Raw genomic sequence first — 20,277 nt, 5'->3', positions numbered from 1 at the left:
ACCGGCGTGCCGGCCGGAAGCCCTCGTACTGGATGTACTTGGGTTTTCGGCCGGTGCGGCGAGTGGGGGGTACCCCCTGCTCGAAGAGCTTGGGGGAGCGTGCCGGGCGGCGCGACGGGGCGAACGTTGTCTGTTGGGGCGCTGGGACAACGCGCGGGGCCGGACGGGCTGTTGCCCGTCCGGCCCCGTCGGCGTGCGTCATACCTTCAGATACTTGCGCAAGGCGAAGAACGCGGCGAGCGCGGGCATCAGCACACTCGTGGCGAGAATCAGCGGAAGCTTGGTCCACACGGCGTCCCAGCCCACGAAGTTGATGAGGTTCAGCTTGGAGGACAGGGCCATGCCGTGGTCGATGGTGAAGTACCGCCCGCTGACCAGGAAAACGCATGCCAGACCGCCGCCGATCAGTCCCGCGACCGCGGCCTCCATGATGAACGGCGCCTGGATGTAGAAGGCGGAGGCGCCGACCAGTCGCATGATCCCGGTCTCCCGCCTACGGCTGAACGCGGAGACGCGCACAGTGTTGACGATCAGCAGCAGCGCGACGACCAGCATGAGCGCCATGACGCCGAGCGCCGCGCTGTTCATCAGCCGCAGCAGACCGAAGAGGTTGTCGAGGATGCCCTTCTGGTCCTGCACGGACTGCACGCCGCCACGGCCGTTGAACGCGGTCGCGATGACCTGGTACTTCTGCGGGTCCTTCAGTTTGATGCGGTACGACTCCTGCATCTGGTCCGGGGTGAGCGAACTGGCCAGCGGGGAGTCGCCGAACTGCTGCTTGTAGTGCTTGTAGGCCTCGTCCTGCGACTCGTAGGTGACCTTCTGGACGACGGTCGTCATCTTGTTCAGGTCGCCGAGGATCTGCTTCTTCTGCTCCTCGGTGACCGCACCCTTGGAGCAGTTGGGGTCGGACTCCGCGTCGCTCTTGTTGCAGAGGAAGATCGAGACGTTGACCTTGTCGTACCAGTAGCCCTTCATCGCGCCCACCTGGTCGGTCATCAGCAGAGAACCGCCGAAGAGCGCCAGGGAGAGAGCGACGGAGACGATGACGGCGAAGGTCATCGTCAGATTGCGACGGAGACCGACACCGATCTCCGACAGAACGAACTGCGCGCGCATGGCGTCTGTTCAAGCCTTTCCGTGGAATTCAGTGCTGGTAGCCGTAGACGCCGCGCGCCTGGTCGCGGACGAGGCGGCCCTTCTCCAGCTCGATGACGCGCTTGCGCATCTGGTCCACGATGTTCTGGTCGTGGGTCGCCATCACCACGGTCGTACCCGTCCGGTTGATCCGGTCGAGCAGCTTCATGATGCCGACCGAGGTCTGCGGGTCGAGGTTGCCGGTGGGCTCGTCGGCGATCAGCAGCTTGGGGCGGTTGACGAAGGCCCGCGCGATGGCGACGCGCTGCTGTTCACCACCGGAGAGTTCGCCGGGTCTGCGGTCCTCCTTGCCGCCGAGCCCGACGAGGTCGAGCACCTGGGGCACGGACTTGCGGATCTCTCCGCGTGACTTGCCGATGACCTCCTGTGCGAAGGCCACGTTCTCGGCGACCGTCTTGTTCGGCAGGAGCCGGAAGTCCTGGAACACCGTTCCCAGCTGGCGGCGCATGTGCGGCACCTTCCAGTTGGAGACGCGGGCGAGGTCCTTGCCCAGGACGTGCACCTGGCCGTGGCTGGCGCGCTCCTCGCGGAGGACCAGCCGTAGGAAGGTGGACTTTCCGGAGCCGGAGGACCCCACGAGGAAGACGAACTCGCCCTTCTCCACTTCCAGGGAGACATCCCTGAGCGCAGGGTGATTCTGCTTCGGGTAGACCTTGGAGACATTGTCGAATCGGATCACGGATGCACCACGGGCCGTTGGGGGTAGGTGAGCGTGACCATACGCGAAGCGGGTGCGCGAGCGCAGTCGCCGGTCGGGGTTGCGCAGGAGATGTGCGTTTTTGTACCCGAGGGTGTGTCCCGTACAGAGGCAAAGCCGTGACGCCGTGCGGACTCACTGCGCAGATGCGCCCGGCCGTGGACGGCCCGCGGCCGTGGTCCGGCGCCCACCCACCCCTCCCTGGGGCCTGTGACCGGCCGCGCCCGCGCAGTGACTCGCGGAACCTGGCACAGTGGAGTGAGGAACGCTTGCGTTCCCGGAAGCGTTGTGTACGTGGAAGCGGCACGAGGAAGGCAGGGCGCATGACGTACGACCGATTGGTGTGCGCGAACTGCGCGGCGCCCGTGAGTGAGGGTCGCTGCCCCGTCTGCCGTGCCAGCCGGGAGCGGCTCCAGCAGGAAAGCCCCTGGTCAGGGCTGAATCCGACGGCGCTGATCGTGCTTGCGGCCGTGCTGATCGCGGCGGTGGCGCTGCTGGCGCACCAGACGGCGTAGGGCGGTGGTGCGCCGCGAAGGCGCAGGGACGTACGGGAAGGGCCCGGGGCGGATGCCCCGGGCCCTTCTCACGCGATTCTCACGCCAGTGATTCAGGCTGCGCGTCGTGAATCAGGCTGCGGCCCCGCCGCGGCCGTTCATCAGGCGCGGCAGCACTCGGAAGCCGATACCGCCGACGATCATCGTGGCCGCGCCGACCAGCAGGAACGTGGTCTCCGCGGCACCCGTGTCGGCCAGCTCCTTGCCGCCCTTGCCCTGGGCGGAGGTGTCGGAGTTGCCGCTGCCCGCACCGGTGTCGATCAGGCCCGAGGAGCCCTTGCCCTGCTGGACCGGGCTGTTGCCGCCGTCCGGGTTGGTGTTGTCGCCGCCGCCCTTGCCGCCGCTGTTGCCGCCACCGTTGTTCGGGCCCTCCGTCGGCTCGGTGGGCTGGGACGGGGTGTCGGTCGGCTCGTTCGTGGTGGGAGGCTGCTCCGTGGGAGGCTGCTCCGTGGGCGGCTCCTCCGTGGGCGGCTCCTCCGTAGGAGGCTGCTCCGTGGGAGGCGTCTCCGTCGGGGGCTCCTCCGTGGGAATGCCGGTCTCGCTGGGCGTAGGAGCGGGCGGTTCCTCTTCTCCCCCTACGCCCGCGCCCACGCCCACGCCGTTCTCGTTCACGCTGACGCTGACGCTGTTGTTGTCGAGCGCCGAGGCGGCGCCCGCGGCGGTCAGCGACGCACCTGCGGCGATCACCGCACCGGCGGCAATCCGCGCCACACGGATCCGCGTCTTCTTGGTCATCTGCCTGCTACCCCCAGTAGCTGATCGTCAATGGAGCAGCGTCCGGGGCCACGGCATCGGGGGCGGCTGTGCTCGGACCCCCCGGTTCACATACGCCCCAGAGATACGCATGCCGCGTTCACCCTTCCGACTTTTCACAGCAGCGTCAAGGGCGTTGCGCGCGCGATGCCCCGTAAGTGATCTTTTGGGGGAGAGACGGGGCTCTGAGTGTGATGTAAAACCCAGGCATTCGACGTCAGACAAGGCAACCGCCCCTGTACGAGGGGCAGTTGCCTTGTCGACAAAGCGCTGTTCGCCGGCGGCAGTGGCGCCGGATCCCGCCGGGGTTACTTCTCCTGCTGCTTGCGCCAGCGAATCCCGGCCTCGACGAAGCCGTCGATCTCACCGTTGAACACGGCCTCGGGGTTGCCGACTTCGTGCTCGGTCCGCAGGTCCTTGACCATCTGGTACGGGTGCAGTACGTACGAGCGCATCTGGTTGCCCCAGGAGTTGCCGCCGTCACCCTTGAGGGCGTCCATCTTGGCCTGCTCCTCCTGCCGGCGCCGCTCCAGGAGCTTGGCCTGCAGAACGTTCATCGCGGAGGCCCTGTTCTGGATCTGGGACCGCTCGTTCTGGCAGGTGACGACGATGCCGGTGGGGATGTGGGTGAGCCGCACCGCGGAGTCGGTCGTGTTGACGCCCTGACCACCGGGGCCTGAGGCGCGGAACACGTCGACCCGGACGTCGGCCTCGTCGATCTCGACGTGGTCGGACTGCTCGACGACGGGAAGGACCTCGACCCCGGCGAAGGAGGTCTGGCGGCGCCCCTGGTTGTCGAAGGGGGAGATACGGACGAGCCGGTGCGTTCCCTGCTCGACGGAGAGGGTGCCGTAGGCGTACGGCGCCTGGACCGCGAAGGTCGTGGACTTGATGCCGGCCTCTTCGGCGTACGACGTCTCGTAGATCTCGGTCTTGTATCCGTGCTGCTCGGCCCAGCGCAGGTACATGCGCTGGAGCTTCTCCGCGAAGTCGGCGGCGTCGACGCCGCCGGCCTCGGCACGGATGTTGACGAGCGCCTCACGGGCGTCGTACTCGCCGGACAGCAGCGTCCGGACCTCCATCTCGTCCAGCGCCTTCTTCACGTCGGCCAGCTCGGCCTCGGCCTCGGCACGGGTGTCCGGGTCGTCCTCGGCCTCGGCGAGCTCGAAGAGCACACCGAGGTCATCGATCCGGCCGCGCAAGGCCTCTGCCTTCCGCACCTCGGCCTGGAGGTGGGAGAGCTTACTGGTGATCTTCTGCGCCTCTTCCGGGTTGTCCCAGAGGGACGGCGCGGCCGCCTGCTCCTCGAGCACGGCGATGTCTGCCCTCAGCTTGTCGAGGTCCAGAACGGCCTCGATCGACTCCATGGTCGAGGAGAGGGACTTGAGCTCTTCGGATACATCGACGACTGCCACGCATCCAGCGTAACGGCTTCGCCGGAGAGCCCATGCCGGGTAACCGTCGGTTACAGGGGGTGCCCGCCGAGCGGATGCCGTCGCGCCCGGCCTTGGCGGACGGATGCCGCGCCGGGATCAGGGCGACGCGGGGGCCGAGTTCCGCGTGGCGGGGGGCTGATCGCCGTCGTCGCCGGGCGCCGCCAGCCAGGCGCCCAGCCCGAGCGCCGCCAGCAGTGCCACTGCCGCCGCACCCAGCGCGATCCGGCGGCGGCGGGCCTGGACCCGGTTGCGGGCCGAACCGGGGCGCGGGGCACCCGCGGCCCGGGGTGCGCGGGCCGTACCGCGGGCCCCACCCGCCAGCTCGTCCGGCCCGGGCACCCGCATCGATGTGTGCGTGTCCCGGTTGGAGTCCGTTTTCGCCCCCGGTACCAGCGGCACCGCCCCCCGGCGTACCCGCGCCGCCCCCGACTCCCGGGGCGCGGCCGCCTCGTACGGCTCCTCCTCCGGAGCCGCGTCCGGCTCGTCCACGTCCAGCGGCGGCATCCCCGCCAGCATCGGCAGCTGCTCCCGCAGCCGCGACGCCAGCTCCGAGGCCCGCAGCCGCGACGCCGGCGCCTTCGCCAGGCACTGCACGAGCAGCTGCCACAGCTCCTCCGGAATGCCGGGGAGCGGGACCACGGTCTCCGTGACATGGCGGCGCAGCACCGCGCCCGGGTGCCCGCCGCCGAACGGCGTGAAGCCCGCCAGCAGCTCGTACAGGACCGTCGCCAGCGCGTAGATGTCCACCGCCGCCCGCGGCGGCAGGCCCTCCACGAGCTCCGGTGCCAGGTAGTCCGGGGTGCCGATGATCTTCGTCGCCCTGGTCCTGCGGGGCGAGTCGATCAGCTTCGCCACGCCGAAGTCGGTCAGCAGCGCCGGGTGCGCACCGCCGGGGCCCAGCGGTCCCTGCATGTCCAGCAGCACGTTCTCCGGCTTCACATCGCGGTGCACGACGCCGGCCGCGTGCGCCGCCGCCAGCCCGTCCGCCACGTCCGCCACGATCGCCACCGCCGCCTCGGGGGCCAGCCGCCGCTCGCGCTCCAGCCGGGTGCGCAGATCCGTGCCCCGGACCAGGTCCATGACCAGGGCCAGGTCGTTCCCGTCGACCACCATGTCCCGTACCGACACCACGTTCGGGTGGTCGAGCCCCAGCAGGGCCGTGCGCTCCTGGACGAAGCGGCCCACGAGCTCCTGGTCGGACGCGAGGTCCTCGCGCAGCAGCTTGATGGCCACGGGCCCCTCCGGCCCCTCGCCCAGCCACACCGTGCCGGCACTCCCCCGCCCCAGGATCTGGTGCGCTGTGTACCGGCTGCCGATCTTCCGTGCCAAGACTGCTCCTACTGGGGACGCGTGGTGCCGACTCTGCGCCGTTGCGGGGCCGTGACAGGGGCCGTGACATCGGCGGCTGACGCCGCGAACTCCGGCCCCGGCCGACAAAACTACGCGTCCGGAGCCCCAACCTTCACCGCGGAGGCGGAAATCACCCGGCCGATGTCGACAAATCCCCAAGCTCACAGCGCTCTTGGGTCACCTTGAGCAGCCGCAGTTCAGGAACTGCTGCCGCCGCCCAGATCCCCGATCCACCCGCTCACGGTGTGGAACCAGTCGCTCAGCTGGTGCCAGTACGACTTCGACGTGCCGATCCAGTCCTGAAGCGGGGTGAACTCCCAGACCAGCCACCCGGCGACGAACAGGATGACGATCGTGAACAGGCACCCCTTCAGGCAGCCCAGTCCCGGGATCTTCATCGGATTGGCGCTGCGCTGCCGCGGCGGCCGGGGTTCGCGCTGTGGACGCGGCGCCGGCTGCTGGGGCTGCTGCGGGGCGGGAGCGTACTGCTGCCGCTGGGGCGGGTACTGCTGGGGCTGCCGCTGCTGTGGGCCGTAGCCGGGCGCCGGCTGCTGCTGTCGGGGCTGCGGACGCTGCTGCGGGCGCGCGACCTGCCGCTGCGGACGGCGCCGCAGCGGGTCCTCACCAGGGTCGAGGTACGCCTGGACCTGCGTCTGCTCGTTACGGTCCCGCGCCGCGCGCAGCTGGTTCTGCCAGGGGTGCGGCTCGTCCGGCCGGGGCTGCCCCTCCGGCTGGTGCTGCGGCATCGGCGGCATGACGGCCGTCGGGTCGGCCGCGCCGGTGCTCGGCAGGACGGCGGTGGGGTCCGCGGCGCCCGTGGGGCCCGCCGAGGTGTGCGGCAGGACGCTGGTCGCCGCGCTCGGGTCGTACGAGGCCGCACCCTGCGGCAGCACCTGCGTGGGGTCGGCGGAGCCGGGGACGGCGGCCGGGTCCGGGTCCGGCGCGAGCAGCGCGGCCACGCCCTCCGAGGCGGCGATCTGCGCGGCGTTCGCGTGCACGCCGACACCCTCGGCGACCACCCGCAGCGCACGCGCCAGGTTCTCGGCGCTGGGCCGCTCGTCGGGGCTCTTGCGCAGGCAGCGCTCTATGGCCGTCCACAGCGGCTCGGGGACCGTCGAGGGACGGCGCGGTTCGGCGCTCAGGTGCTGGTGGAGCACCTCGAGAGCCGACTCACCGGAGAACGGCGGGCGCCCGGTGACCAGCTCGTACAGCAGGATGCCCGCGCCGTAGATGTCGACGGCGGAGGTCTGCGGTCGGCCCTCGGCGGACTCCGGGGCGACGTACGCGGGCGTGCCCACGAACTCGTGCGTGCGCGTGAGGCCCGGTGAGTCGGCCAGCCGGGCGATGCCGAAGTCGGTCAGCATCGGGTGCATCTGGCCGTCGTCCTGCTTGAGCAGGACGTTCGCGGGCTTCAGGTCGCGGTGCACGACGCCGTCGGCGTGGCTCGCGGCCAGCGCGTCGGCGACCTGCGCGGTGAGCAGGGCGGCCGCGACGGGCGTCAAGGGGCCGTTCTCGCGGAGGTAGCGGTGCAGGTCGGGGCCGTCGACGAGGTCCATGACCAGCGCCAGCAGATCGCCCTCGACGACCAGGTCCCGCACCCGCACGATGTTGGGATGGGTCAGCCGGAGCAGGACGGACCGCTCCCGCAGGAACCGCATCACGACGTCCGAGTCGTTCGCCAGCTCCTCTTTGAGGACCTTGATCGCCACGGTCTCGCCGGGCTCGCCGGCGACTGCCGCCTCGGCGCCCGCGGCCTCCTTCTGGCGGGCTCGCCAGACGGTGCCCGTGGCGCCGCGTCCGAGCGGCTCCTCGAGCAGGTATTTGCTGCCTACCGGCCGCACGTCATGGGCTCCCTGCTGCTTGCCTGCCTGGTCCGTCCACCCCACTGCGGGTGTTCCGACCCACTGTAGTGCCGGGGAACCCGGCGCCGGGCTGTCGACGGCCTACGGTTCACGCACATCGCTCCCGTACATGTTCGTTGAAAAGACGCTCGCTTCGGTGCAGTTGGTTGCCAGAGCGGGGCGTGAGCGATCTCAAGCGGACAACCGCCGGGCACCGGTGAGGCACTTTTGCGGGCAGAGCCGACCAATCAAGATCATTTGACGCTGGGCGGCGGGCACGTTGTCGGCGGCAGGTGCGAGGATGCACCCCAGTACTGGCCCATGTGCTCGTGTGCGGTGGGGGAGGAGTCTGCGGTGGTGGACCGCGGGCGCGGCCCCGTCCCCGTGCGCCGGCGCCCGCGCAGAAGGGACCGCTGAGGGCGATGCAGATCCGGCTGACCGTCGTAGACCCACTGGGCCCGCCCCCGGAGTCACGGGCGCGCGCCGCGAGCTGCGACGTGCTGGTCACCGCGCCCGCCGGAACCGCGCTGGCCGCGGTGGCGTCGGGTCTGGCCTCGGCGGTCGGTGGGGGCGACAACCCCGTGGTGCTCTTCGCGGGCACGGAGCGGCTGGACGTCCAGCGCTGCACGCTGGGTGAGCCGCCGCTGCTGGACGGCGCGGTCCTGACCCTGGGCGCCCCCACCGAGCCGGGCCCCGAGCCGGACGAGGACGCGGCCCAGCTGCACGTGGTCGCGGGCCCGGACGCGGGCGGCGTCCATCTGCTGCACGGCGGCGTGATCCGCATAGGCCGCTCCGCCGACGCGGACGTCCCGCTCGACGACCCGGATGTCTCCCGGCTGCACTGCGCGGTCACGGTCGGCGCCGACGGCCGGGTCTCGGTCGCCGACCTGGGGTCCACGAACGGCACCGTGCTCGATGGCATACGGGTGACCGAGCGCCCCGTGCGCTTCACCCCCGGGGTCCTGCTGCGCCTCGGCGAGTCGGCCCTGCGGCTGGTCCCGCCCAGCGGCGTGCGGTCGGTGCGGACGGCGCCGGACGGCGAGGGGCATGTGCGGGTCCTCGGTGAGGAGGGTCCGGGAAGTTCCGGCGCTCCCGCAGGGCCGGAGACGGCCGCGACCGCGCCCCGGACGCACGGGGAGGACGCCACAGAGGCGGGGTCCGCCGCGGCCGGGACGCCCGGCCCGGACGGCATGGCGGGCGTACACGGCTCCGGGACCGGTGATCCCACCCTCGTCGGCCGTTCCTCGGCGGTCGGCGGCCCCTCGGGGGACACGCAGCACGGCTTCGGCGTCACCGGCTGGGGCGCCCCGGGGGCGCAGGAGCACGAGCCCGCGGAGCCGTCCGTCCCCGCAGAGGTCACCGGCGAGGGCACGCGCAAGAACACCCCGCCGCGCGGGACGGACGTGCCGCCGGGGGTGCGCAGGCGCGGCGGTTTCACCGCGTGGGCCCGGCGGCTGGCCCATGGCCGCGGCGAACACGGCGGCGCCGGACGGACCGGGTACGACAGTGACGTGCCGCAGCCCGCGCCCGGCGCCGCCCGCGCGCCGGAGACATGGCCGGACCCGGCCGCGCTGCTGCTGACCGTGCTCGGCCCGGGCCCCAGGCTGTGGGAGCGCGGCCCCGGGCACCCGGAGGCGCTCACGGTACGGCTGGGCACGGCCGACCGGGCGGCGCCCGACGGTTCGGGACTGCTGCCCGCCGTCCCCGTGACCGCCGGATTGCGCGAGGCCGGCGCCCTCGGCCTGGCCGGGCCCCGCGCGCGACTGGCAGGGCTGGCACGCGCGGTGGTGGCACAGCTCGCCGCACTGCACTCCCCCGACACACTCGAACTGGTCCTGATCAGCACCGACCGCTCGCGCACACGGGAAGAGCGCACCGCCGAGTGGTCCTGGCTCGGCTGGCTGCCGCACCTGCGCCCGACCCATGGCCAGGACTGCCGTCTCCTGCTGGCGTACGACCGCGACCAGGCGGCGGCCCGCGCGGACGAACTGCTGCGCCGCCTGGAGGACCGTCGGACGGTCCCGGACGGACCCCGGGACACGGGCGGCTCGGCCGCAGCCGCGCGGGGCGGCCCGGCCGGCGCCTTCCCGGGGCCGTACACCGTGGTGCTCGTGGACGGGGACCCCGGCGGCGCCGATGTGCGGGAGGCCGTGGTGCGGCTGGCCCGCGAGGGTGCGCGGGCCAAAATCCACGTCCTCGTCCTGGCCGAGACGCCGTCCGCCTCGCCCGTGTCTCCGGTGACGGAGACGTACGAGGCGGCGTGCACGGCCTCTCCCGCGTTCCGGGAGTGCGGCACCGTCGCCCTGCTGAGCGGCGACGTGGCGACGGCACTGCGGCTGCTGCGGGTCGCGACCGGGACCGGCCCGGACGCGGCGCAGGGGCACCCCGGTCCCGTGGGGCACGGGACGCTCGCCGCCGTGGACGCGGTGTCCCCCGCGTGGGCGCAGCGGTTCGCCCGGGCGCTCGCCCCGCTGCGGACCGACGGCAGCGGGGACCGGCACACGCGCGTGTCGGCGCCGCTGCCCCAGGCGGCCCGGCTGCTGGACGAGTTGGGTCTGGCGCGGGCCACCCCGGCGTCCCTGATGGCGCGCTGGGCGGACGCGGCGGACGACACGGAGGCGCTCGGCGGGCGCGCAGGGGCGGTGCTCGGTGCCGGGCCGCACGGACCGGTGGGGGTCGACCTGGCCGCCGAGGGGCCGCACCTGCTGGTGGAGGGACCGCCCGGCAGCGGACGTACGGAACTGCTGCGCTCGATCGCCGCGTCGCTCGCGGCGGCCGAGCGACCGGACCGGCTGGCGATCGTGCTCATCGACGGCCGCGACTGCGGGGCGAACGGCAACGCCGGCGGGGACGGCCTGCGGGTCTGTACGGATCTGCCGCACGTCACCACACATCTGGCGGCCAACGACCCCGTGCGCATGCGGGAGTTCGCACAGTCGCTCAGTGCCGAGCTGAAGCGGCGGGCCGAACTGCTGGGGCGGCTCGGGTTCACCGAGTGGCATGCGCAGCAGGAGACCTCGGGCCGGGACGCGCCGCAGCGGGCCGGGAGCACGGCCTCCGGCGACCTCGACAGCCCGCCGAGCACGACGCTGCGGCTGCGGCCGGCAGCGACGCGACGGCGGACGGAGGCGGTGCCGCCCCTGGCGCGGCTGGTCGTGCTGGTCGACGATCTGGACGCGCTGCTGTCCCCGGCGCTGGGTTCGCCGGGCCGGCCGGCGGCCGGGTCGGTCGTACGGGCGCTGGAGGCGGTGGCCCGGGACGGGGACCGGCTCGGGGTGCACCTCGTCGCCGCCACGAGCCCGGGCGGACGGACCGCGGACTGGGAACCGGCCCGTACGGCCACGTTGCGGATCACCCTGCAGGAGGCGTCCTCGGGTGCGGACGAACCAGCTTCCGGGCGTGGGCAGTTGACGCGGGCGGACGGCGGGGTGACGCCGTTCCAGGGCGGTCGGATCACGGGGCGCATCCCCCGGACGGCGACGCTCCGCCCGACGGTCGTCCCCGTGGAGTGGCACCGCATGGGCGACCCCCCGGCCCGGCGGCCCGTGCGCGAACTGGGCAACGGTCCGACGGACCTGGCCCTGCTGGCGAGCGCGTTGGAGCGGGCGGCGCGGTCGGTGTCGGCGGCCGAGGTGCCTTCGCTGCCGTAGCGCCGGGTGCCGTATGTCCGGCCTGTGCCGAGTGGGAAGGTCTCGTCACTGACGGCACGTCACGACGCGGTCACGATCGCCTGGTTGACAGTGCAGGTGCTCTTGCCGCCCCGAACGACCGCGCGTAGACCAGAGCGCACAAAACAGCGCTCGACGTTCGACGAGGAACGAAGAACGGGGCAGTAATGCACAGCACTCTTCGTATTCGCAGGTCTCAGAAACGCTCCACGCACCCCCCACGCAGAACCCGCCGAGCCGCACAGGCCACGGCGGCCGCCGTGATCGCCGGGGCGCTCGCGCTGGCCGGCTGCAGCAGCGACAACAACAAGGACGGCGGCGACAAGGCAAGCAGCAGCAGCGGTGGCAAGGAGAGCGGCGGCACGGTAACGCTCCCCCGGCTGGACGGCCAGAACCTGGAGATCGCCGCCGTCTGGACCGGCGGCGAGCAGGCCAACTTCAAGAAGGTCCTCGCCGAGTTCGAGAAGCGCACCGGTGCCAAGGTCACTTATGTGCCCGCCCAGGACCCGGTCATCAACTTCCTCGGTTCGAAGATCGCCGGTGGGCAGCCGCCGGATGTCGCGCTGCTTCCGCAGCCCGGCGCCATCAAGCAGGCCGTCGACCGGGGGTGGGCCAAGCCCCTCGGCCCCGAGGCGCAGGCGGAGCTGGCCAAGAACTACTCGCAGGGCTGGCAGGACATCGGCTCGGTCAACGGCAAGCGGTACGGCGTCTACTACAAGGCCGCCAACAAGTCCCTGGTCTGGTACAACGCGAAGGTCTTCGAGGGCGCGGGCGCCAAGGAGCCGAAGACCTGGCAGGAGCTGATGACGGCGGCCCAGGCCGTGTACGACTCCGGTGTCACCCCCTTCTCCGTCGGCGGCGCCGACGGGTGGACCCTCACCGACTGGTTCGAGAACGTCTACCTCTCCCAGGCCGGCCCCAAGAAGTACGACCAGCTCGCCCAGCACAAGATCAAGTGGACGGACCCGTCCGTGAAGGAGGCGCTCACCACGCTCGCCCATATCTGGGGCAAGAAGGACTACCTCGCGGGCGGTACCAAGGGCGCCTTGCAGACCGAGTTCCCGGCCTCGGTCACCCAGACCTTCACCGGTGGTGACCAGCCGAAGGCCGCCATGGTCTACGAGGGCGACTTCGCACAGGTCAACATCGGCGAGACCAAGGCGAAGATCGGCACGGACGCGAAGGTGTTCCCCTTCCCGGCCGTGGGCGGTCAGGCCCCGGTGGTCACCGGCGGCGACGCGGCCGTCGTCCTCAAGGACTCCAAGGCGGCGCAGGCACTGGTCACCTTCCTGGCCTCGCCGGACGCGGCGACCATCCAGGCCAAGCTCGGCGGCTATCTCTCGCCCAACAAGTCGGTCGCGATGTCCGCGTACCCGAACGCGGTCCAGCAGACGATGGCCCAGGCGCTGATCGCGGCCGGCGACAACTTCCGCTTCGACATGTCCGACCAGGCCCCGCAGGCCTTCGGCGGCACCCCCGGCAAGGGCGAGTGGAAGGACCTCCAGGACTTCCTGAGGAACCCGAAGGACGTCGCGGGCACCCAGGCGAAGCTGGAGGCGGACGCGGCGAAGGCGTACGGGAACTGAGCCGGGCATGACCGTACGAGGAGTGAGCCGGCGATGACGTCGGTCACGGCCTCGGGCCCCGCACCGGAGCCCGAGGCCCGTACGCGCAAGAGCGTGACCGGCACCCGTAAGGCCGTGGCAGTCCTCTTCCTGCTGCCCGCCCTGGTGCTGCTCGGCGCGCTCGTGGTCTACCCGATCGGGTACTCGCTGATCCGCAGCTTCCTCGACCAGTCCGGCGACTCCTTCGCCGGATTCGACAACTACAAGGCCCTGTTCACGGACGACAGCGTCCGCACCGCCCTGAAGAACAACATCATCTGGGTGGTGTTCGCGCCGACCGTCGCGACCGCGCTGGGTCTGATCTTCGCGGTGCTCACCGAACGGGTGCGCTGGGGCACGGCGTTCAAGCTGGTCGTCTTCATGCCGATGGCGATCTCGATGCTCGCCGCGGGGATCATCTTCCGGCTGGTGTACGACGCCGACCCGAGCAAGGGCGCCCTCAACGCGGTGTGGGTGGGCGTGCACGACACGTTCGCCGAATCGTCCGCGTTCCCGAACGCGCACCCGGGCCGCCGCTCGCCCCTCGAAGCCGATCAGGGCGGCTTCATCACCCACGCGACCGTGCACAGCGGCCGGCCGGTCGTGCTCCCGCTCGTGGGCGTCGCCCCCGACAAGATGCCCAAGAACACGAAGCCGGCCGTCCAGGCGAAGCCGGAACCCGGGAAGGTCACCGGCACGGCCTGGCAGGACTTCACCCGCGGCAAGGGCGTCGGGAAGCTGGGCGCGGTGGACCCCTCCGAGCAGGGCTACGCGGGTATGCGGATCGAGGCGGTGAAGGGCGGCAGCGTGGTCGCCTCCACCAAGACGGCCGCCGATGGCACGTTCACGCTCCCGGCCGCCGCGGACGGGGCGCGGCTGCGGCTTCCGGCCGACAACTTCAGGGAGCCGTACAACGGTGTCGAATGGCTCGGCCCGACCCTCGTCACCCCCGCCGTCATCGGCGCGTATGTATGGATGTGGGCCGGTTTCGCGATGGTGCTGATCGGGGCGGGGCTCGCAGGCATGCCACGGGAGCTGCTGGAGGCGGCGCGGGTCGACGGCGCGAACGAGTGGCAGGTGTTCCGGAGGGTCACCGTGCCCCTGCTGGCGCCCGTGCTCGCGGTCGTCGTCGTCACGCTGATGATCAACGTGCTGAAGATCTTCGACCTGGTCTTCATCATCCCGCCGGGCTCGTCCCAGCACGACGCGAACGTACTGGCCCTGGAGCTGTACCGGAAGGGCTTCTCGGAGGACCAGCCGGGCATCGCGAGCGCGATCGCGGTGTTCCTGCTGCTGCTCGTCATCCCGGTGATGCTGTTCAACATCCGCAGGCTGCGGCGGGAGGTGCGGCGATGAGGTCGCGGCGGGCACTCGGCCGGGGGTCCGGGGGCTGCCCCCCGGGAAAATGCAGCAACATCCGCAGGCTGCGGCGGGAGGTGCGGCGATGAGGTCGCGGCGGGCACTCGGCCGGGGGTCCGGGGGCTGCCCCCCGGGAAAATGCAGCAACATCCGCAGGCTGCGGCGGGAGGTGCGGCGATGACGACCCAGGCCGAAAGTGTTCCGAAGGCGGCGTCCGTCACCGTCGTCAAGGCGAAGCGGTCTCTCGGCGCACGGCTCGTGGAAGGCGCAGGCGGCGGGCTGCTGCGCATCTTCCTCATCCTGGTCGGCCTGTTCTGGCTGGTGCCGACGATCGGTCTGCTGCTGGCCTCGCTGCGCAAGCCGTCCGACATGAGCGCGTCCGGCTGGTGGACGGTCTTCAGCAAGCCTTCCCAACTGACCTTCGAGAGCTACCAGAAGCTGCTGGAGAACAGCGACATCACCAGCTCACTGGTGAACACGGTCCTGATCACCGTCCCGGCGACCCTCCTGGTGGTGGCGGTCGGCTCTTTCGCGGCCTACGCCTTCGCCTGGATGGAGTTCCCGGGCCGCGACTGGTGGTTCCTGGGCGTGGTCGGTCTGCTGGTCGTGCCCGTACAGGTGGCGCTGATCCCGATCGCCGAGCTGTTCGGGAAGATCGGGCTGTTCGGCACGGTCTTCGGAGTGATCCTCTTCCACACGGGCTTCGGGCTGCCCTTCGCGGTGTTCCTGCTGCGGAACTTCTTCGCGGAGATCCCCCGGGAACTGCTGGAGGCGGCACGTCTGGACGGCGCGGGCGAACTGCGGCTGTTCACCCGGGTCGTGATGCCGCTCGGCGGTCCCGCGATCGCGAGCCTCGCCATCTTCCAGTTCCTGTGGGTGTGGAACGACATGCTGGTCGCCCTGGTGTTCACCAAGTCGGGCACGCAGCCGATCACGGTGGCACTGCAGACCCAGGTACGCCAGTTCGGCAACAACATCGACGTCCTGGCGCCGGGCGCGTTCATCTCGATGGTGATCCCGCTGGCGGTGTTCTTCGCCTTCCAGCGGCAGTTCGTGTCGGGCGTCATGGCGGGCGCCGTCAAGTAGCGCTTTCGGTACGGCAGTTCAGGGGTGGACCGCAGTCCGGTCCACCCCTCGTCGTTCACCTGGGGGTTTCCGGCGGCGTTCCCCCACATGCCGCGTCCGGCGTAACCAAACCACTCCATCGGCCGTTTCCGGGCAGTATGCCCGTGTCGATCCCCATGGATGCCCCTTGCCCAGGTTCAGTGTCATCGTCCCCGCGTACAAGGTTCAGGCGTACCTCGAGGAATGCCTCACCTCCGTGCTGGAGCAGTCGTACACGGACCTCGAAGTGATCGCGGTCGACGACTGCTCGCCCGACGCCTGCGGGGCGATCATCGACGAGCTGGCCGCCCGCGATCCCCGCGTGCGCCCGCTGCACCTGCCGGAGAACGTGGGGCTCGGCCGGGCCCGCAACGCGGGCCTCGCGCAGGCGAGCGGAGACTATCTGCTCTTCCTGGACAGCGACGACACGCTGACCCCGGACGCACTCCAGGGCATCGCCGACCGGCTCGAGGCCACCTCGGACCCGGACGTCCTGATCTTCGACTACGCCCGTACCTACTGGACCGGGAAGACGGTCCGCAACCGGCTCGCGGGCCTGCTCACCGAGGACGGCCCCGCGCCCTTCCGGCTCGACGACCGCCCCGGTCTGCTGTCGGTGCTGATGGTGGTGTGGAACAAGGCGTACCGCCGTGACTTCGTCGAGCGCGGGGGCTTCACCTTCCCGCCCGGCTACTACGAGGACACACCCTGGACGTTCCCGGTACTGCTGACCGCGGACACGATCGCCACCCTCGACCGGGTCTGCGTCCACTACCGCCAGCGCCGCCAGGGCAGCATCCTCCGCACGACCAGCCGCAGGCACTTCGACGTCTTCGACCAGTACGACCGGGTCTTCGCACACCTCGACGCACATCCCGAACTCGCCCCCTGGCGGCCGGTGCTGTTCCAGCGCATGGTCGACCATCTGGCCACCGTCTTCGTCCGACGCGGCCGGCTGCCCCGCGGCAGCCACGCCGAGTTCCTGCGCCGGGCCCGCGCCCACTACCTGCGCCACCGAGTCCCCGGCGCCCCGCTCCGCCCGCGTCATCTGCTGGTCCGCTTCGGCAGCCATCGCACCTACCGCCTGCTGTCCCTGGCATCCCGTCTCGCGCGCCGTACGGGACGCCTGGCCAGGAAGGCGAGCCGCGGTCTGGCCGCCGCCGCGCTCCGGGTGCACTACCGCATCCAGCTGCGTCTGCCCCTGCGCGCCGACCGGGCCGTCTTCACGCGTGACGCGGGGGGCGTGTACGGCTGCAACCCGGGAGCTCTGGAGTCCGCGTTCCGCAGCCTGGCCCCACAGATCCGCACCGCGTGGATCGCACGCCCCGAGCACCACCACACCATCCCGTCCGCCACGCGCCGGCTGCGGCCCGGCTCGGCGGCGTACTGGACGGCGCTGGCCCGTTCCAAGTACCTCGTCCACAACGCCGACTTCGACGACCGGATGGTCAAGCGCCCCGGCCAGATCGTGATCCAGACCCGGCAGGGCACCCCGCTCAAGCGCATGGGCCTGGACCTCAGGGACCGTCCGGCCGTCGCCCGCGGCACGGACGTCGACCGGATGCTGCGCTCGGCCGACACCTGGGACTACGTGGTGTCCGGGAACCGCCACTCCACCGTCGTCTGGGAGCGGGTGTTCCCGTCCGGGTACACGACCCTGGAGTACGGGCTCCCCCGCAACGACGCCTTCGCCCGGGCGACCTCGGCGGACGTGGCCCGGCTGCGCCAGGCGCTCGGCATCCCGGAGGGCGCCGTCGCGATCCTGTACGCGCCGACGTACCGCGACTACTGCCACGGTCAGCGCCCGGCCCTCGATCTCGAGCGCGTTCTGCGCCGACTCGGCTCGCGCTTCGTACTGCTGACCCGTGCGCACCCCTCGTACGGCGAGCCGCTGACCCGGACCACCGGCGACCGGCTGATCGACGTCAGCGACCGTCCGAGCGTCGAGACGCTCTGCCTGGCCGCGGACGTCCTGATCACCGACTACTCCGCTCTGATGTTCGACTACGCGAATCTCGACCGGCCGATCGTCCTGTACACCGACGACTGGGAGACGTATGAGGCGACCCGTGGCACCTACTTCGACCTGCGCGGCTTCCCACCGGGCGCGATCGCGCGCGACGAGGACGAGCTGATCGACATCTTCGCGACGGGGCACTGGTGCGGCTCGCGCTCGGCACAGCTGCGGTCCCGGTTCCGCGAGCGCTTCTGCCCGCACGACGACGGGCGCGTCGCCGAGCGGGTCGTACGCCGGGTCGTGCACGGGGCGAACGCCTGGCTGCCGGCGGTGGTGCCCCTGGCCGACCGCCGCCCGGCCCTCTTGGACCTGGAGAACCGGCCGGAGGCCCCGCTCACGACCGTTCCGGTGCCCAGCCGCCCCGTGCCGCTCACCGAGAGCCTCTGATCTCCCCGAGTCCTGGAGTTCCGCCATGCCGCGCACGCCCCCCAGCAGGCCCATCACCTGGCGTCCCGCCGGACGGCCGGGCCACTGACGTTCCCGCACTGTCACGACGTACAGGCCCCGGGACTCGGACCGGGGCGAGAAGAGAAAGGCAAGAATGCCGCGCTTCAGCATCATCGTCCCCGCCTTCGGCGTCGCCGGCCGTCTGTCCCAGGCGCTGGACTCGGTTCTCACCCAGTCCTTCGGCGACTTCGAGCTGATCCCGGTCTGCGACACGCCCGATTCCCCGGCGGGCGCGGTCGCCGCCGAGTACGCCGAGCAGCACAGCCGCGTCGTCCCGCTCACCTCGCCGCCCTCCGGCGGGCCGGGCGTGGCCCGCACCATCGGGATGGGGGCGGCGAGGGGGACCTACCTGCTGTTCCTCGACGGCGACGACGTCCTCGCGCCCGGCGCGCTGGCGGCGATCGACGCACGGCTGCGGACGACGGGCGACGTGGACGTCCTCTACTGCGACCACGAGCGGGTCCACTGGTGGGACTCCCCGACCTCCACTCCCCCGCTGGGCAGAGCACCCGACGGAGCCTTCGCACCCGGGCAGGCCCCGGGGCTGACCGGTGTGTCGGTCCCGGTGTGGAGTGCCGCGTACCGCCGCGCGTTCCTCACCGGGCACCAGTTGGTCTTCTCCTCGAGCCACTTCACCGACATCGGCTGGGGCGGCCTGGTCACGCTCGCCGCGGAGCGCGTGGCGGTGCTGCGCTCGGTCTGTGTACGGCATCTGCTGCGCCGGCAGGGCAGTTTGCTCCACAGCCCCGGCGAGCACCAGCTCGACCTCCTCGACCAGGTGGAGCTGGTACTCACCCGGGCGGGCGAAGTCGCCCTTTCCGAGGACCGGTTGGAGCCATTGTTCGAGCAGCTCTTCTCCCTCGTGCTGAGAACCGCCGCGCATCCGGAGCGGCTGCCCGCGCATCTGCGCCGGGCCTTTTTCCGGCGGGCGGGCCATCTCTACCGCCGCCACCGCCCGGCCGGGTTCCGGCCGCCGACGGGCAGCGTCGGGGTCCAGCACCGGCTGCTCGCGTCCGGCGCCTACACCGCGTTCCACGCACTGCGGTGCCTCAACCAGGGCGCGGCAAGGGCGGTGAAGCGGGCTCCGGTGCCGCGCATGCCGCGCACTCGCGCCCGGTACGCGCTGCAGCTGCGCCGCCCGCTCGACGAGAACCTCGCCGTGTACTGCGCGTACTGGGGCCGCGGCTACACCTGCAACCCGGCCGCGATCCACGCCAAGGCCCGTGACCTGGCCCCGCACATCCGGTCGGTGTTCCTGGTCGAAGGTGACGCGGTGGACAGCGTGCCGAAGGGCGTCGAGTACGTGGTGATCGGCAGCCGTGCCTACTGGGACGTCCTCGCCCGAGCCAAGTACCTCGTCAACAACGCCAACTTCGCGGACGGCGTGGTCAAGCGGCCCGGAAGCGTGCATCTGCAGACCCAGCACGGAACGCCGCTGAAGAAGATGGGCGTCGACCAGTCGACGTATCCCGTGGTCGCGGCCGTCTCCGGCAGCTTCACCAAGCTGCTGACCCGCATGGACCGCTGGGACTACAACCTCTCCTCCAACCGGCACTCCACCCACATGTGGGAGCGGGCGTTCCCGGGCGCGTACGAGACCCTCGAATACGGGTATCCGCGCAACGACGTCTACTACACGGCGACCGCCGAGGACGTCGCCCGCGTCCGCCGTGAACTGGGCGTCCCCGACGGCAGGAAGGCCCTTCTGTACGCGCCCACGCACCGCGACTACAGCACCGGCTTCGACACGCGCCTGGACCTGGAGGCGTTCTGCGAGGCGGTGGGCGACGACTACGTCGTCCTGCTGCGCGCCCACTACTTCTACGACCGGGGCCCGGCGAGCGCCACCGGCCGGATCATCGACGTCACACGGCACCGCTCCGCCGAGGACGTCTGCCTGGCCGCCGACGCGCTGATCACCGACTACTCGTCGATCATGTTCGACTACGCCAACCTGGACCGGCCGATCGTTGTGTACGCCGACGACTGGGAGGTCTACCGGGAGACCCGGGGCGTCTACTTCGACCTGATGCAGGCCCCGCCCGGCAGGGTGGCGTGCACACCTGAGGAGTTGGCGTCGGTGTTCCGCGACGGCTCCTACGCGGGCCGCTCCGCCACCGCCCTGCGCGCCGCCTTCCGGGAGCGTTTCTGCGGGTTCGACGACGGCCGCGCCGCCGAACGCGTCGTCCGCCGGGTGCTGCTGGGCGAGCCACCCGAGTCGATCCCGCCCGTGATCCCGCTCGCCGAGCGCATCCCGGCCCCGGCCCACGCCCTCGTGAGGAGCTGACC

13 protein-coding genes are annotated in these 20,277 nt (G+C 71.5%); 7 read left to right on the top strand and 6 right to left on the bottom strand.

Annotated elements, in window-relative coordinates; genetic code table 11:
- Positions 1 to 198: 198 nt before the first annotated feature.
- Together ftsX and ftsE are read right to left on the bottom strand one after the other, a co-directional pair.
- On the bottom strand, positions 199 to 1,119 hold the full coding sequence (gene ftsX / locus BIV24_RS25520; RefSeq protein ID WP_071368781.1) for a permease-like cell division protein FtsX: 921 nt from the start codon (positions 1,117 to 1,119) through the stop codon (positions 199 to 201).
- Between the two features lie 28 nt (positions 1,120 to 1,147).
- The gene (gene ftsE, locus BIV24_RS25515; protein WP_071368780.1) at positions 1,148 to 1,837 is read right to left on the bottom strand and encodes a cell division ATP-binding protein FtsE; all 690 of its coding nucleotides are present in this window, start codon (positions 1,835 to 1,837) and stop codon (positions 1,148 to 1,150) included.
- A 341-nt stretch (positions 1,838 to 2,178) separates the two neighbouring features.
- Between ftsE and BIV24_RS25510 the strand changes: the two genes are divergently transcribed.
- Complete coding sequence (locus tag BIV24_RS25510; RefSeq protein WP_071368779.1) at positions 2,179 to 2,370, top strand: hypothetical protein; 192 nt, start codon at positions 2,179 to 2,181, stop codon at positions 2,368 to 2,370.
- A 111-nt stretch (positions 2,371 to 2,481) separates the two neighbouring features.
- On the opposite strand, the gene BIV24_RS25505 is transcribed toward BIV24_RS25510, so the two are convergent.
- From BIV24_RS25505 to BIV24_RS25490, 4 genes are all read right to left on the bottom strand, one after another.
- Positions 2,482 to 3,144: an LPXTG cell wall anchor domain-containing protein gene (locus BIV24_RS25505; protein ID WP_071368778.1), complete on the bottom strand. Its 663-nt coding sequence runs from the start codon at positions 3,142 to 3,144 to the stop codon at positions 2,482 to 2,484.
- Positions 3,145 to 3,470: 326 nt separating this feature from the next.
- Positions 3,471 to 4,577, bottom strand: a complete 1,107-nt coding sequence (prfB, locus tag BIV24_RS25500) for a peptide chain release factor 2 (protein ID WP_071368777.1) — start codon at positions 4,575 to 4,577, stop codon at positions 3,471 to 3,473.
- 117 nt (positions 4,578 to 4,694) lie between these two features.
- Positions 4,695 to 5,927 carry a serine/threonine-protein kinase gene (locus tag BIV24_RS25495; RefSeq protein ID WP_071368776.1) on the bottom strand — a complete coding sequence of 411 codons (1,233 nt, stop codon included), beginning with the start codon at positions 5,925 to 5,927 and terminating at the stop codon, positions 4,695 to 4,697.
- A gap of 218 nt (positions 5,928 to 6,145) precedes the next feature.
- Positions 6,146 to 7,789, bottom strand: coding sequence for a serine/threonine-protein kinase (locus BIV24_RS25490; RefSeq protein ID WP_071368789.1), 1,644 nt, complete (start codon positions 7,787 to 7,789; stop codon positions 6,146 to 6,148).
- 422 nt (positions 7,790 to 8,211) lie between these two features.
- On the opposite strand from BIV24_RS25490, the gene BIV24_RS25485 reads away from it, so the two are divergent.
- From BIV24_RS25485 to BIV24_RS25460, 6 genes are all read left to right on the top strand, one after another.
- Positions 8,212 to 11,439 carry an FtsK/SpoIIIE domain-containing protein gene (locus BIV24_RS25485; protein ID WP_071368775.1) on the top strand — a complete coding sequence of 1,076 codons (3,228 nt, stop codon included), beginning with the start codon at positions 8,212 to 8,214 and terminating at the stop codon, positions 11,437 to 11,439.
- Positions 11,440 to 11,624: 185 nt separating this feature from the next.
- On the top strand, positions 11,625 to 13,043 hold the full coding sequence (locus BIV24_RS25480; RefSeq protein WP_071368774.1) for an ABC transporter substrate-binding protein: 1,419 nt from the start codon (positions 11,625 to 11,627) through the stop codon (positions 13,041 to 13,043).
- 33 nt (positions 13,044 to 13,076) lie between these two features.
- Positions 13,077 to 14,417 (top strand): carbohydrate ABC transporter permease, encoded by a 1,341-nt coding sequence (locus BIV24_RS25475; RefSeq protein WP_079168524.1) that lies wholly within the window; start codon positions 13,077 to 13,079, stop codon positions 14,415 to 14,417.
- A 180-nt stretch (positions 14,418 to 14,597) separates the two neighbouring features.
- The gene (locus BIV24_RS25470; protein ID WP_071368773.1) at positions 14,598 to 15,506 is read left to right on the top strand and encodes a carbohydrate ABC transporter permease; all 909 of its coding nucleotides are present in this window, start codon (positions 14,598 to 14,600) and stop codon (positions 15,504 to 15,506) included.
- Positions 15,507 to 15,672: 166 nt separating this feature from the next.
- Entirely contained in the window at positions 15,673 to 17,928 is a 2,256-nt protein-coding gene (locus tag BIV24_RS25465) for a bifunctional glycosyltransferase/CDP-glycerol:glycerophosphate glycerophosphotransferase (protein WP_071368772.1), read from the top strand.
- A gap of 154 nt (positions 17,929 to 18,082) precedes the next feature.
- Positions 18,083 to 20,275: a bifunctional glycosyltransferase/CDP-glycerol:glycerophosphate glycerophosphotransferase gene (locus BIV24_RS25460; RefSeq protein ID WP_071368771.1), complete on the top strand. Its 2,193-nt coding sequence runs from the start codon at positions 18,083 to 18,085 to the stop codon at positions 20,273 to 20,275.
- Positions 20,276 to 20,277: the final 2 nt, after the last annotated feature.

The organism is Streptomyces colonosanans, assembly GCF_001866645.1.
Lineage (GTDB): Bacteria > Actinomycetota > Actinomycetes > Streptomycetales > Streptomycetaceae > Streptomyces > Streptomyces colonosanans.
This window is presented reverse-complemented; position numbering and strand designations above follow the sequence as displayed.

Excerpts from the sequence above, each read along its gene's own strand:
- BIV24_RS25505 (WP_071368778.1), bottom strand. The coding sequence starts at position 3,144 with ATGACCAAGAAGACGCGGATCCGTGTGGCGCGGATTGCCGCCGGTGCG.
- BIV24_RS25510 (WP_071368779.1), top strand. The coding sequence starts at position 2,179 with ATGACGTACGACCGATTGGTGTGCGCGAACTGCGCGGCGCCCGTGAGT.
- BIV24_RS25485 (WP_071368775.1), top strand. The coding sequence starts at position 8,212 with ATGCAGATCCGGCTGACCGTCGTAGACCCACTGGGCCCGCCCCCGGAG.
- BIV24_RS25475 (WP_079168524.1), top strand. The coding sequence starts at position 13,077 with ATGACGTCGGTCACGGCCTCGGGCCCCGCACCGGAGCCCGAGGCCCGT.
- BIV24_RS25460 (WP_071368771.1), top strand. The coding sequence starts at position 18,083 with ATGCCGCGCTTCAGCATCATCGTCCCCGCCTTCGGCGTCGCCGGCCGT.
- BIV24_RS25470 (WP_071368773.1), top strand. The coding sequence starts at position 14,598 with ATGACGACCCAGGCCGAAAGTGTTCCGAAGGCGGCGTCCGTCACCGTC.
- BIV24_RS25480 (WP_071368774.1), top strand. The coding sequence starts at position 11,625 with ATGCACAGCACTCTTCGTATTCGCAGGTCTCAGAAACGCTCCACGCAC.
- ftsX (WP_071368781.1), bottom strand. The coding sequence starts at position 1,119 with ATGCGCGCGCAGTTCGTTCTGTCGGAGATCGGTGTCGGTCTCCGTCGC.